Source organism: Longimicrobium sp. (assembly GCA_036387335.1).
In the GTDB taxonomy this organism is placed as follows: Bacteria; Gemmatimonadota; Gemmatimonadetes; order Longimicrobiales; family Longimicrobiaceae; genus Longimicrobium.
The window spans coordinates 1-14,174 of the sequence record DASVTZ010000263.1; the positions used below are offsets into that span (position 1 = coordinate 1).

Annotated in this window: 10 protein-coding genes; 6 read left to right on the top strand and 4 right to left on the bottom strand. The window is 73.2% G+C overall.

Annotation, left to right across the window (positions count from 1 at the left end):
- Window positions 1-151 precede the first annotated feature (151 nt).
- Entirely contained in the window at window positions 152-1,195 is a 1,044-nt protein-coding gene (locus tag VF647_26290) for a tetratricopeptide repeat protein (GenBank protein ID HEX8455618.1), read from the top strand.
- Window positions 1,196-1,713: 518 nt separating this feature from the next.
- On the opposite strand, the gene VF647_26295 is transcribed toward VF647_26290, so the two are convergent.
- Entirely contained in the window at window positions 1,714-2,529 is an 816-nt protein-coding gene (locus VF647_26295) for a helix-turn-helix domain-containing protein (GenBank protein HEX8455619.1), read from the bottom strand.
- A gap of 31 nt (window positions 2,530-2,560) precedes the next feature.
- The gene (locus VF647_26300) at window positions 2,561-3,841 is read right to left on the bottom strand and encodes a tetratricopeptide repeat protein (protein HEX8455620.1); all 1,281 of its coding nucleotides are present in this window, start codon (window positions 3,839-3,841) and stop codon (window positions 2,561-2,563) included.
- Between the two features lie 568 nt (window positions 3,842-4,409).
- On the opposite strand from VF647_26300, the gene aceB reads away from it, so the two are divergent.
- The 3 genes from aceB (at window position 4,410) to VF647_26315 (ending at window position 7,027) form a co-directional block, all read left to right on the top strand.
- Complete coding sequence (gene aceB / locus VF647_26305) at window positions 4,410-6,002, top strand: malate synthase A (protein HEX8455621.1); 1,593 nt, start codon at window positions 4,410-4,412, stop codon at window positions 6,000-6,002.
- A gap of 166 nt (window positions 6,003-6,168) precedes the next feature.
- Window positions 6,169-6,606 carry a hypothetical protein gene (locus VF647_26310; GenBank protein ID HEX8455622.1) on the top strand — a complete coding sequence of 146 codons (438 nt, stop codon included), beginning with the start codon at window positions 6,169-6,171 and terminating at the stop codon, window positions 6,604-6,606.
- Between the two features lie 76 nt (window positions 6,607-6,682).
- On the top strand, window positions 6,683-7,027 hold the full coding sequence (locus VF647_26315) for a hypothetical protein (protein ID HEX8455623.1): 345 nt from the start codon (window positions 6,683-6,685) through the stop codon (window positions 7,025-7,027).
- A gap of 578 nt (window positions 7,028-7,605) precedes the next feature.
- On the opposite strand, the gene VF647_26320 is transcribed toward VF647_26315, so the two are convergent.
- Window positions 7,606-10,437, bottom strand: coding sequence for a hypothetical protein (locus VF647_26320; protein ID HEX8455624.1), 2,832 nt, complete (start codon window positions 10,435-10,437; stop codon window positions 7,606-7,608).
- Between the two features lie 429 nt (window positions 10,438-10,866).
- A complete protein-coding gene (locus VF647_26325) occupies window positions 10,867-12,585 on the bottom strand; it encodes a diguanylate cyclase (GenBank protein ID HEX8455625.1) in 1,719 nt (572 codons plus the stop codon).
- Window positions 12,586-12,724: 139 nt separating this feature from the next.
- On the opposite strand from VF647_26325, the gene VF647_26330 reads away from it, so the two are divergent.
- Window positions 12,725-13,291, top strand: a complete 567-nt coding sequence (locus VF647_26330) for an FHA domain-containing protein (protein ID HEX8455626.1) — start codon at window positions 12,725-12,727, stop codon at window positions 13,289-13,291.
- On the top strand, window positions 13,288-14,037 hold the full coding sequence (locus tag VF647_26335) for a PP2C family serine/threonine-protein phosphatase (protein HEX8455627.1): 750 nt from the start codon (window positions 13,288-13,290) through the stop codon (window positions 14,035-14,037). The genes VF647_26330 and VF647_26335 overlap by 4 nt, the downstream gene beginning before the upstream one ends.
- Window positions 14,038-14,174 lie beyond the last annotated feature (137 nt).

Sequence of the window (14,174 nt, forward strand, 5' to 3'; positions counted from 1 at the left end):
GACGAGCGCTCGCGCCTGGCGATCTGGCGCCAGGAGACGGACGGGCAGCCGTGGGTGCGGATCGGCACCGTGCGCGACGCGGAGCTGGACGAGGTGCGCGCCGATCTGCAGGGGTTCACGAAGTACGCGATGGCCTCGAACTGAGCCGATCGTGACCACCCCCTCCCCCTCCACCGAGCTGGCCGACGCCCGCGCCCTCGCGGCGCGGCGCGACTGGCTGGGGCTGGCGGCCCGCCTTCGCGGCGTGCCGGAGGCGGCGTTCGTGGCGGAGCCCGAGCTGGGCTTCCTCTTCGCGGACGCCTGCCGCCGCGTGGGGGACACGGGGACGGCGCTGCGGGTGGCCGCGCAGGTGGAGCCGGAGGCGCGCCGCACGGGAAACCGGCGGCTCGTGCTGGAGGTGGTGAACCTGCTGGGGATGACGCACTTCGAGGCGGGGCGCCTTCCCGACGCCGCGACGCGGTGGGAGGAGCTGCTCAGCTACTCCACCGACTGGGGCGACGACGACCACGTGGCCCGCGCCGCCAACGGGCTGGGCGTGGTGGCGAACGTGGGAGGACGGCGGGAGGCGGCGCTCACCTTCTACCAGCGCGCCCTCGCCGGCTACACGCGCGTGGGCAACCGGCGCGGCCTGGCGCAGACGCACTACAACCTGGGCATCTCCTTCCGCGACCTGAAGCGGAACGACGACGCCGACGCGCACTACCGCCGCGCCATGGAGCTTGCCGAGGCCACGGAGAGCGAGGACGTGATCGCGCTGGCCGAGGTGGAGCGCGCCGAGCTGCGCATCCGCGGCGGCGACGGGCGGCTGGCGATGTCGCTTGCGGAGCGCGCCGGCGAGCGCTTCCGCCGCATCGGCGATCCCACGGGCTACGCCGGCGCGGTGCGGGTGATGGCCTCCGCCGCCCGCGCCGGCGGGGACGACGTGGAGGCGGAGGCGCGGCTGGATGAGGCGCTCGCGATCGCGCTGCAGCACGAGGATGCGCTTCTGCGCGCGGAGGTGCAGCGGGATCGCGGGGTGCTGCTGCGGGATACCGGACGCGTCGCGGAGGCGCGGGAGGCGCTGGAGGATGCGCTCGAGCACTTCGGGCGGCTGGAGGCGGCGGAGGATGTGGAGGTGGTGAGGGGGTTGCTGGAGGGGGTGGGTGGGGGTGGTCAGGATGGTGGGGGTCCGGATGTGGGCAGCCCCGGCGGTTGAAACCGCTGCAACAACGGCGGGAAGCCTGCCTTCGCAGGCTTCGAGGGGGTTGGGTTCGCGCCGAATCGCCGGGGGCTGAAGCCCCCGGCTGGAACCACGCGAAGGCGGCTGAAGCCGGCTCGTACCGCGTAGACTGCGGGACGGGCGCGGCCGTTGGTGCTTGGCAGATCGGTGTGCGGAAGCGGGGTTCGGCGCGAGGCGGAACACGGGCAGCCACGTGGGGCGGCCCCTACGGGGATCGGCGTGCGTGGCCTGGAAACGGTGTAGCGGCGAGGGTGGGCGGACACGCAGGTCCGCCCCTACGAATTCGGTGTGGAGAGAGGGGCGCCGGGCGCGGGCGAGGCGTTGGCGTGGACGGAGTGCACCCTTTCCCCCGCTCGCGGGGGAGAGGGCCGGGGAGAGGGGGACCCCGCGTGCCCCGGCCCCCGCCTACGCGCACAGATCCGTGCGAACCCCCCTCCCCCAGGCAGTTTTGGGGGAGGGGGATGCGTCGCGGAGCGACGCTGGGGGTGGGGCCCTCAGGTCGTGACCTGCCCCGAACGGTAGCGCGCCAGCACCTCCACGAACACCTTCGACGAGCGCGCGAAGGCGCCGCGGCGGCGCAGCTCGGTGGGGCTGGCGCCCACGAACTTCTGCGTCACGCGGCGCAGCCCGCTGTCCGACGAGTAGCCGCAGGCGTGGGCCACCGAGAGCACCGTGCGCCCCGGGTCATCCAGCAGCTCGGCGGCCAGGAGGATGCGCATCCACGCCAGCAGCTTGCGCGGGGGCGGCAGCTCCGCGCGCTCGCACCAGCGCAGCAGGGTGCGGCGCGAGAGGTGGAGCTGCCGGGCCAGGTCGCGCCCGTGCCCGCCCACCGCCACCACCTCGGCCGCCGCGTCCACGATGGCGCGGGCGCGCCCCGGAGTGTCCGCCGGGAGCACCTGCTCGAGGAGCGCCTTCAGGGGGCGGCCCTGCGAGGCGCGGAAGCGGTGCACCAGCGCGTCCGGCGTGTCGTCGTGGGCGATGGAGATCACCTGCACCACCCCCCATTTCCCGAGCGTGCGCAGGTCCTCCACCCGGTCCGCCCTCACCTCCAGCGCGGCGAAGACCGGCATCGAGGGGAACTCCACCAGGAGGTTCTTGAGCGCGGGCGAGAGGGCGCGCTGCCCCTGCGCCTCCTCGTACGGGTTGACCACCACCAGGGCGGAGGGCGGAGAATCGCGCACCGCGTCCTCCAGCGACGGCCAGTCGGGGACCGACTGGAAGGTGTACTCCTTCCCCGCGACCTTGCGGACGCGCTCGCGGAAACTCTCGTCGCTGTGCAGCACCAGCAGTGGACGGGCGGCGATCTTCATGGGGCACGGGCCGGGTGAAGGGCGAAGGGGTTCAGCGGGACACCAGCGATGCGTGCAGCGAGCGCGCGAGGTCGGCGGCGAAGGCGTCCGACTCCTCGTGGACGGCGGCGCGGGCCGGGGACTCGGCGCGGGTGCGGGCCGCCCGCGAGCGCCGGGCCGACTCCACCACCGCCTCGGCGCTCAGGAGCACCTTGGCCTCGCCGCGCTCCCGGGCCGCGCGGGCGGAGCGGTCGGCGGCGCGCTCGGCGCGCTCGAACTCGCCGGCGTGGGCGGCGCCGTGGGCCAGCTCGAGGAGCACCTGGGCGGCGTTCTCCGTGTGCTCGTTGCGGGCGAGCCCGTCCCACACCTCGTCCCACGCCTCGTCGAAGCGGCGCCGGTCGCCCGCGCCGGCGGCGGCGCGCACGATGTTGGCGAGCCCCACCATCCGGTCCTCGTGCCTCCGCAGGTGCGGGAGGAGCGCTTCGAACACGGTGAGCGCCGGCCCGAAGTGCCCCTGCTCCACCCACAGGTAGGCGATGTCGTGCGCCAGCACGGGGAGGCGGGGGTGATCGGCCCCGTACGCCTCGAACGCCGCGCGCGCCAGCTTCTCCGCCTCCGCCGCGTTGCCGCCCCCCGCCGCGATCACGAAGAGGTCGTGCAGCGCGCCACCCTGGATCTGCCGGAGCGAGTGGCGCCGGGCCGCACGAAGCGCGCGGATGTGGAAGCGGCGCGCCGCCGGGAAGTTGCCGCGGTGCACGTACAGGTTCCCCAGCCCGGAGAAGGCCAGCGCGTACGACGTCCAGTCCCCGCTCTGCCGCGCCAGGGCGATGGCGCGCCTGAACCACGTCTCGGCACGGGCGTACTCCGCGCGGCGGCGGGCCAGGCGCCCCACCGCGTACGCCGCCGACGCGTCCGTGGGGATGGCGGCCGCGGCGGCCTGCGCGAAGGCGATGGAGGTGGCGGAGTAGCCGTTGCCGTCGGCCCAGGCGGCGACGTGCTGGCACGCCATGGCCACCGATTCCGGCCGCGCCGTCCCCGGCGCGCCCACCAGCCTCACCAGCCCCATCAGCGGCGTCTCGAGCTGCACCTCCACTTCCGCGTCGCGCAGCATCGCCAGGAGCGCCCCGTCCGCCCCCGGGACGAAGACTTCGCCGCGCTCGTCGGGCGGAAGCGATCCCCAGAGGTACACGTCGCGCACGACCTGCCACAGCAGCGCCCCAAGTGGGTCCTTGATCTCTTCGAGCACCCCCACGCCTTCGAACGCTTCGCCGCCGTGGGTAATGGCGGGTGGCGTCCGCCAGCGACGGGTGGTGCGGCGAACGGGGGGTGTCATCCGCTTGGATCGCATAGAGTGGCTCTGCGGAGGGATGGGGTGCCGTGTGCGGGGCGGTCGGAGCGTTCGTATGCTAACGCTCAAACCCAAGGCACGCCATAGTCTTTTCCCGCTCTGAGCCTCACTCCGGCAGCAGAATACAGCATCGCGCGGCGCACGGCAAGTCCCAAAGCAATCGCGGGTTCAAATGCGCTCCGGAGAGGTTTTCGCGTGCACTTTCGTGTGGTGCCGGTGTCCGTAAATGTATCCCCGAATTGGCTCATGCCGGGTACCTTCTGTACACCTCCCGGCGTCAGTGTACCGCCCTTCTACCGCCAGCACGTGTAGCAATCCAGCATTCCAATCTGGCGGCATACGGATGGAAATGGATCAAGAAACTGCGGGCTCACGCGGAGACGCAGAGGCGCTGAGAGAACGCCGAGCAGCTCTCTGCTGCCTTGCGGTTGGGCCCTCCTGCGTCTCTGCGCCTCTGCGTGAGACCATCAGTCGTTCGCGGTATGGCGCGCGCGGCAGTATGATTGCGTGCGCCCTGCGCTGAACCGATCACCCCCCGCGGGAGGAACGAGGCATGTCTACGGTGGATGCGCTGGGAACGAAGGGCGTGCGGGTGATGGGCGAGGACTCTCCGGCGAGCGCGCGCGTGCTCACTCCCGAGGCGCTGGAGTTCGTGGCCGCGCTGCACCGCCGCTTCAACCCCGTTCGCGAGGAGCTGCTGCGCGCCCGCGACACGCGCCAGGCTGAGCTGGACGCCGGCGTGGAGCCCGTCTTCCTCGAGGAGACGGCATCGGTGCGCGAGGGCGACTGGCGCGTGGGGCCCACTCCCCCCGACCTGCAGGACCGGCGCGTGGAGATCACCGGGCCCACCGACGCCAAGATGGTCATCAACGCCCTCAACTCGGGCGCGTCGTGCTTCATGGCCGACTTCGAGGACGCCCTCTCCCCCACCTGGAAGAACGTGGTGGAGGGGCACGCCAACATGCAGGACGCCGTGCGCCGCACCCTCACCTTCTCCAGTGGCGGCAAGGAGTACCGGCTGGGCGAGAAGCTGGCCGTGCTCATCGTGCGCCCGCGCGGGTGGCACCTCGCCGAGCGGCACGTCCAGGTCGACGGGGAGCCGGTGTCCGCCTCGCTCTTCGACTTCGGGATGCACTTCTTCCACAACGCACGGGAGCTGCTGGAGCGGGGCTCGGGGCCGTACTTCTACCTCCCCAAGCTGGAGGGGCACCGCGAGGCGCGGCTCTGGAACGACGTCTTCACCTTCGCTCAGCAGCAGCTCGGCGTTCCGCACGGGACGATCCGCGCCACGGTGCTCATCGAGACGATCCTGGCCGCGTTCGAGATGGACGAGATCCTGTACGAGCTGCGCGACCACGCCGCGGGGCTCAACGCGGGGCGGTGGGACTACATCTTCAGCGTCATCAAGAAGTTCAGGAAGCGCGCCGACTTCGTGCTGCCGGACCGGGTGCAGGTCACCATGACCGTGCCCTTCATGAAGTGCTACGCCGAGCTCCTGGTGAAGACGTGCCACCGCCGCGGCGCGCACGCCATGGGCGGGATGGCGGCCTTCATCCCCAGCCGCCGCGACCCGGAGGTCAACCGCGTGGCGATGGCGAAGGTGACGGAGGACAAGGCGCGCGAGGCCGGGCAGGGCTTCGACGGCACCTGGGTGGCGCACCCGGACCTGGTGCCGGTCGCCCGCGCGGAGTTCGACCGGGTGCTGGGCGAGAGGCCCAACCAGAAGGAGAAGCAGGGCGATGCCAACGTGCGCCCCCGCGACCTGCTGAGCACGGGCATCCCGGACGGGCACGTCACCGAGGCCGGGGTGCGGCTGAACGTGAGCGTGGCGCTGCAGTACTTGGAGGCGTGGCTGCGCGGCAACGGCGCCGTCGCCATCAACAACCTGATGGAGGACGCCGCCACCGCCGAGATCTCGCGCGCGCAGCTCTGGCAGTGGATCCGCCAGCGCTCGCCGCTGGACGACGACGGCGCGATGACGCCGGACGTGTACACCCGCATCCGCACCGAGGAGATGGAGCGTCTGCGCGCGTCCGGGGTGACCACGCCCGAGCTGGCGACCGCCTGCACCCTCCTGGACGAGCTGGTGCTGGGGAACGAGTTCATCCCGTTCCTTACGCTGCCGGCGTATCCGCACCTGGCGTAGCGAAAAGCCTCACGCGGAGACGCGGAGGGAACCGCAAGCCGCGGAGAACAGCTTTTCTTGGTGTTCTCTCTGCGGCTCCGCGTCTCCGCGCGAGGTCATGTCACACCGAAAGCGGGAGGGGCGTTGTTCGGGCGCACCGATCGACTCACCCCCGCCCACCACGACCATGCGACTCCGCTTTCTCGCTCCCCTGATCGTTCTCCTCGCCGCCTGCCAGAAAAGCGACGATCTGCTGTTCGAACCGCCGCTGCTCTGGGTGGCCGCCGAGGTGAGCCCGGTGCGTCGCGACCCGGCCACCGGCGACGCCACGGTGCCGCTCCAGGTGCTCAACGACCGGGCGAGCGCCGTCTACCTGCGCGCCTGCGGCGACCGGCCCTCGGTGACGATCGACCGGCGCGTCGGAGGTAAATGGGAGAACGCGGGAGAAGCCATCTGCCACGCGATCTACCCGATGACCCCCATCGAGGTGGCGGCACGCTCAGGCCGGCCCTTCACCGTCAGCGTGCGCGAGGCGGGGGTGTACCGCGTGGTGTCGTACGTGGCTCTCTACTCACCCAGCGGGGAGTTCCGCGGCGTCGCCAGCAGCGAGTTCAGCGTGGAGTAGCCGTTGACGCGCCCCCGCCGGGGCGTAGCTTCCTGGCTCGACCGGGCACACCGCCCGCTCCCAGCCAAGGATGACGATGACGCACTACACCACGGTGGTGAGGGTGGTGGACGAAGCCTCCGGCCGCCCCCTTGCCGGCCTGCGGGTCTCCCTCTTCGACAGCGACCGCTTCTCCCAGGACGACCTGCTCGGCGACGGCACCACCGACTCGGCCGGCGAGGCCCGCTTCGAGTACTCCACCGCCGACTTCGCCGACCTGGAGGACCGCATGAGCGGCTCGCTCCCCGACCTGTACTGCGTGATCCACGCGCCGGACGGCCGCGAGATCTTTTCGTCCAAGGACGACGCCCTCGACAACACCCCCCGCCGCCGCATCGACGTGGCGCTGCCGGCGGAGCTGGTGGCGCGGTACGGGGTGTGAGGCCCCCTCCCCCCGACCCCCTCCCCCGCCTGCGGGGGCGCAGGGCGGGTGAGGGGGAGAATTCGGCCCGCGTCGCACAGATCCCGTAGGGGCGCGATTAATCGCGCCCGTGGCCGCCGCCGCTCCACCGCCCGCCCGCGGCACAGATCCCCGTGGGGGCAGACCTGCGTGTCTGACCGTGCCTGCAGCGGCGCCGTCGCCCGGGTGGCACAGGCAACCCCGTCGTACACACCCGCCGCGCTCCGCCGCCCGCCCAGGGCACAGAATCCCCGTAGGGGCAGACCCGCGTGTCTGCCCGTGCCCGCCGCCGCTCCATCGCCCGCCCGCCGCACCGATCTCGGACGGCCACGCCTGCGTTCCCGCGCATGCCGCACGCCCCCGCGTCGCAATAACCCGCCCCCGCTCCGTCGCGCGCCACGGCACAGATTCCCGTAGGGGCAGACCCACGTGTCTGCCCGTGCCCGCCGCCGCTCCACCGCCCGGGGGTGCCGCACGGCGCACGCATTACAACCATGCCGCAAACACGGCGAAGTACGAGATGGGGGCGGATGCCGGCGCGGCATCCGCCCCCGTTCCGTTCAGGGCACGTAGGTGACGGAGAAATACGCGCGCGGCTCGTGGCGCCCAGGCTCGTCCAGCGGCACGCCGAGGCCGGCGGTAACGCGCACCCCCGGCACCCCCACCACGTTGTTGAAGCCGGTGGCGAACTCGGTTTCGACGCCGGCGACGCGGTAGTGCGAGCCGTCGGCGGTGGTGCCCCACAGGTAGGGCGTGACGCCGGCCACCCGGGTGCTCAGGCGCCAGGTGGCGAGATCGCGCCCCGCCACCACGCCGAACGGGGCGGCGGGCATGGGGATGCGCTGCGCGAGCGCCGCATCGTCCACGAGCGGGTTGGCGCCGCCGCCGGCCGCGAGCGCCTCGAATGCGGGGGCGCCGCCGCTGACCCGTCCGTACGATCCGTCCGCGCGCAGCTCGAGCCGCCCGGCGCTCAGTGCCAGACCCGCGCTCCCCACACCACGCGCCCAGCCCAGCCCGGCGGTGCTCCCGGCGGCGGCGTTCATCCGCAGGCGGGCGATGAGGGTGCGGCCCGCCCTGCGGCGCGCTAGAGCGGCGCCGTACTCCGCGAAGCCCAGCACCCGCTCGTCCCCCTCCAGCGACCCGCCCGACACCCCGCCCTGCAGACGGTGCGCGGCCCCGCCCGCGCGCCACGGCGCATCGGCGGAGAGGGTCGCGCCCAGGTACGACGGGCGCACGATGTCGGGCAAGCCGGGGAGCTCCATCGCGAATAGCTCGGCGGTGACGGCGGGGCGCCATCCGCGCCAGGTGGCGGCGAGCGATCCGCCCTCGGTGGCGTCATCGGTCGAGACGACGGCCCGCGCCATCAGCGCCAGGCGGCCGATGGGGTCCGTGCTGCTCATCATCCCGCCCACCGACGCGCCGTCCGTGTCGTAGCCGGCCATGGGGAGGATGCGCGTGATGCGCGGGCCGATCCCGTAGCGCCGCGGCTCGGGCACGGGCGCGCGCGGGATGGCGACGGGCGTGCCCTCCCAGACGCGAGGCGCGATCGGGGCCAGCGTGGCCGGAAGCATGACCGGCGCCGCGCCCGCGCTGTCCGGACGGATGCGGTTGAGGTCCATTCCCCCGGCGTGCATCGACAGGAAGAAGACCTCGCCTCCGCGCGTGGCCTCGGGGGCGAGCGCCGCGCCCGTCACCCGTGTAAAGGTGCGGGCGGTGCGCGCGACCGGGTCGAGCAGCTCCAGGTTGGCGACGCCGCCGCGCTCGGAGACCACCACCAGGTCGCGTCCGCCGGGGCGCCACGATGCGTCGTAGCGGTTCGCGCCATCGTCCGGATCGGCGGGGCGGCGAGCGCCGGTGGCGGGGTCGACCAGCTCCACACGCCACCGCCCGCGCTCCTGCACAGAGACGGCGATGGCGCTGCCGTCCGGCGACCACCGGGGACGGTAGAAGACGCGCTCGGGGGCGCCCGTCGCGACCAGGAAGACCGCGCCGCCTGCGAGATCCACCCGCACCAGATCGCACACGCCGCCCGCGCAGCGCACCGCGGCCGCGCTGCGCCCGTCAGGAGACGGATCGGCGTGGCGGATGCCGGCGCCGCGCGTGACCCGCCGGAGGCGCTTCTCCTTCCAGTTCCAGAGGAAGAGGTCGGGGCGCGATGCACCGCCGCCGATCGGCTCCTGCCGAACGAGGAGGATGCGCGCGCCGTCCGGCATGAAGCGCGGGGAGTCGTGGCCGCGGCCGTCCACGGGGAGGAGGGTGGCGAGCGCGGCCTTGGGGCGCGGGCGCCAGCGCACGTCCGGCACGTCGAGCGAGTCGCGGCTCAGGAGGCGGCGGCGCTCCTTGGCTTCGGCGGAGTCGCCGGGCTCGTCACGCGTGCGCCACACCACCACGCGCGGCTCCGTTCCCGCGGCGCCGCGCAGCACCACCGCCATCCGCTCGCCATCGGGGGAGACGGCCGGGTCCCCGGTGCCCCAGTAGAGGCGCTGCACGGTGTCGCCCGCAACGGTGCCGCCCGCTTCCGCGATCTGGCGGCGGGCTTCCAGGGCGCGCGCGGTCACGTCCACGGTGAAGGCGCCGTACAGCTCGTGCGGCGCGCCGCCGTAGACTCCCGCGAACGCCGTGGCGAACGAACGGTTCTGGCGCGCGCTCATCCGCCGCCAGAGCTGGTCCAGGCTCGCCTCGCCGCGCCGCTCCACCAGCCACTCCAGGAAGGCGGATCCGGCCAGGTACGCCATGCTCTGCCCGTAGAACGCGTTCGACGCGCTGAGCTGCGGATAGGTGGGGAGCCGCCCCTCCAGCGCCCACTGCCGAAGCACCGCGGCGCGGATTGCGCTGTGCGGACGTCCGCTGCCGGTGAGGCGGCCTTCGATGTACGTCGCGTACCCCTCGCTCACCCAGCGCGGCGCCCTGCGCGCCACCGGGCCGAGCCGCACGGGAAGGATGCGCATCCACAGGTCGCCGCGCGGGTTGCGCGAGGGCCGGGTGAGGTGCGCGATGTGGGCGAACTCGTGGATGACGAGCTGCTCGCCCGGCCCGCGGTTGTGGCCGATGTTGGAGCGCGGGTCGGGCGGCGTGGGCCACAGCGAGATGGTGGGCTCGTCGAGGAACACGTACGCGCTCCCGTTGGCGGACGCGGACGGGTCCTCGACGATGATCCGCACGCGGCGGCCGGGGGCGTACCCCACCACGCTCCGCACGCTGTCGTGCACCGCCTCCAGCCGCGACACCACGTCCAGTGTCCACGCGGACGTCTCGGCGGGGTAGTGGACCTCGAAGTGCTTGGTGCGCACGGTGCGCCAGTCGAGCCACGGGCGCGTGAACACCTGCGCCTGCGTAGCGCCGGCAAGGAGCACCGCCAGGAGCGCGGCCGCGCAGGACAGCTTGTTTCGCATCTTTGCGTGGTGCGGCGGTGGGACGGATTGCGTGCGTTGGTGGACACCAGGGCGGGCGGGAAGGTTCCGGGCCACGCCCGGCGTGTGCGTGCCGGTTTGTAACAGAGAATACCCCGGATCGGCGCGCGTGGGCCAATCCGCGGTGCAGGCGAGGGTGGGCAGACACGTGGGTCTGCCCCTACGGGTTTGGGGCGCGAGGGCGGGGGTCGCGGGCGGGCGGGCGACGGGCGCGATGAATCGCGCCCCTACGAGATCGGTGTGCGCGAAAAGGGCAACGGAGCCGGGGCGGGCACGGGCGGCCACGCGGGGCCGCCCCTACGGGGGATCACGACGGGGGCAGACATCGAGGAGGGGCGGGCGGATGCCGACGGCGCACGCAGTTCTCCCCCTCCCCCGCTTGCGGGGGAAGGGGGCCGGGGGGTGGGGGCCCTAAGCCGCGACTTCCGAATCCAGCTGGATGGCGAGGGTGCGGTCGCGGCCGGCGGACTTGGCGCTGTAGAGGGCCTGGTCGGCCGCTTCCAGGAGGGCGTCGGGGTTGACGACGTCGGTGCCGGCGGCGATGCCCACGCTGGCGGTGACGGTGATGGTGCCGCCCCCCGCGACCGGGACGCGCAGCTCGGCCAGGTGGCGGCGGAAGCGCTCGGTGAGCGCCTTTGCGCCCTCCAGGCCCGAGTCGCACAGGAGGACGGCGAACTCCTCGCCGCCGAAGCGGGCGGTGGTGTCGATGTTACGGGCGCAGTTCCGCAGGACGCGCCCCACGCGCGCCAGCACCACGTCGCCCGCGCCGTGGCCGTGGCGGTCGTTGACCTGCTTGAAGTGGTCGAGGTCGATCATAACCAGCGCCACCGAGCCCCCCGTGCGCCGCACACGCTCGCACTCGCGGCGCAGCGCCTCGTCCAGCACGTGGCGGCGGGAGAGCTCGGTGAGGGGGTCGATCTGCGCGGTCGCCTCGGTGAGCGCCCACTTGCCCGCGGTGGCGATCCCCACGCACACCACGAAGACCAGGAAGCCGATCCAGAAGAGCGACGGCACCCCCGGAAGGATACGCGCCACCGGCAGCCAGTCCACGTGCTCGGAAAGAAGGTCGTAGGTCACGGCCAGCGCAAAGGAGACCGTCCCCACGCCCAGGATGCGCCCGTGCGGCTGGCGGCGCGAGGTGGAACGGCAGGCGCGGGCAACCACCACGAAGAGCCCCGCCATCATCGTCAGATCCACCCACTTCGCCATGGCGGCGAGCGCGCCCAGCGGCAGCGAGCCCACCAGCATGACGGCGGCGGTGGCCGCGCCCGTCAGCACGGCGTCGCGGCGGGTGAGGCGCAGGTCGAAGAGGCGGTGCACCAGCGCGACGAAGGCGGGCATCCCCGCGGCGATCGCCCAGAGCCCGACACGGTACGAGTTCACGTGCGGAACGAGCAGCGACTGCACCGCGCCCGAAAAGGTTGCGCCGTAGATGGAGACGGCGGCGCAGAGCAGGGCGAAGTACAGGTTCTCTCTCGCGCGGCGGCGGCGGAAGAAGAAGGCGAGGTGGTAGATGCCGATCGCCAAAAAGAACGAGACGAGTCCGCCGATCACCACGTCGCGCGGAGAGCGCTGCTGGGCCAGGAGGTCGTAGCGACCCACCCGCACGCCGCCCATCAGCCCGCCGTACGCGTAGGCGTTGTAGACGCGCACGGCAACCAGGTGTGGGCCGTTCGGGCGCCGCGCCAGCGCCGAATCGGGCACCAGGAGGAGGGTGGGCGCGACTCCTTCCACGAAGCGCGGCGGCATGCGGCCCGATCCACCCACCTTGACACCGTTCCAGAAGATCTCGTACGCGTCGCCCACGCTGCCGAGCTGCACGCCCACGGGCCCGCCCGCCAGATCGGCCGGGAGCCGCACCTCGCGCCGGTACCAGCCGAAGCCGTCGTAGCCGGGGGCGAAGCGCTCCCATTCGGCCGGCGCTTCGACGAGCGCCCAGCCGGCGTCGGGATGCGCGGGCGCGGCCCAGGCGGCGGAGTCGCCCCGCTGCCAGCGCCAGGGGCCGTCCAGGCGCAGCGGCTCCGGCTCGGCGGCGGCGAGGGCACCGGGAATGGCGAGGAGGACCGCGAGTAGAATGCGGGCGATCACGACGGGAGCTGGGGCGCGGGGCGGGAGGCTTGTGGAGGGCATTCAACATAGCGCCGGACGCGGGCCGGAGTCAACGAAAACGGCTCCGGGTGCGGACCTTGCTCAGCGAATCCGGGGGGCCTACGTTGGCCCCCCCGCAACCCCATGCGCGCACCGCGCTTTCACGGCAGAAGGAACCCGAATGGCCAACCTCCCCGAGCCGGGGCGCACGGGGCCGCTGGCGGCTCTGGCGCTGACCGCCGGCCCGCGCTACGGCGAAGAGCTTCCCATCCCCAGGCCCGTGGTGGTGGTGGGACGCGCCGCCGCCAGCGACGTGGTGATCGACGACGACTCCGTCTCCGCCCAGCACGCCCGCCTGGAGTGGGACCTGGGCGCGTGGCGCATCACCGACCTGGGCTCCACCAACGGCACCGCCGTGGAGGGGACGAAGCTGGCCCCCAACATCCCCACCCCGCTCCCGTACGGCGCCACGGTTCGCGTGGGCGGCGTGAAGCTCCAGTTCCGCGAGGTGGCGCAGGCCGATCCGGAGCGCGCCCGCGCAGACTACGTCGCGCCGCCCAAGCCCGCTACGCTGCGCGAGGAGAAGCCCGGCTTCCGCTTCCCGGTGTGGCTGGCGATCCTCCTCGTGGTGCTGCTGGCGGTGATCGGCTACCTCGTCTTCCAGACCATGGCGGCGCCGCGGGTGGGCGTGGGCACTGGCCCGGAGCACCCGCTGCTGGCGCTGGCGACCCGGGCCGCCGCGCCGTGACGGTGCGCTGGGAGTCGGCCGGGCTCACCGACGTGGGCCGCGTCCGCAAGGGGAACGAGGACTCCTTCTTCGTGGACGAGGCGCGGGGCGTCTTCCTGGTGGCGGACGGGATGGGGGGCCACGCCGCGGGGGAGATCGCCAGCGCGCTGGCCGCCCGCACGGTGGGCGGCACCCTGGTGCGCGGGGTGGACGAGGAGCTGGAGCCCGACCTGCTGGCCGAGGCGATGAAGCGCTCCCTCTACGCCGCGCACGAGGCGATCCTCGCCCACACCATGGCCGACCCCGCCACCGAGGGGATGGGCACCACGCTCACCGCGCTGGTCGTCTCCCGCGACGGCGCCTTCCGCCTGGGCCACGTGGGCGACAGCCGCATGTACCTGTTCCGCACCGGCGAGCTCACCCAGATCTCGCACGACCACACCTGGGTGCAGCGCGAGGTGGACGAGGGGCGGCTGACGGAGCAGGGTGCGCGCCGCCACCGCCTGTCGCACATCCTGACCCGCGCCCTGGGCGCCGACTCCGCGGACAGCCCAGACATCGAGGCGGGCAAGCTCCAGCCGGGCGACCTGGTCCTGCTGTGCAGCGACGGCCTCACCGGTATGCTCAACGACCGCATGATCGCCCGCATCCTGGAGGACGACGGCCCCCTCGCCGACCTGGCCGTGCAGCTCATCGCCGAGGCCAACGCCCGCGGCGGGCGCGACAACATCACCGCCGTGCTGGTGAGGATACTGCCCGGAGGCTGAAGCGCGGATCGGGGTGCAAATGTCGGGAAGAGGAGCGCGGGGACGATCCCCGCGCTCCTCGTTTTCTGCGCCCCTGCAACGGCGATGCGGGATCGAGACGCCACCGCGCGCGGAGCGGGAAGGCGCCAGAAGGGCGC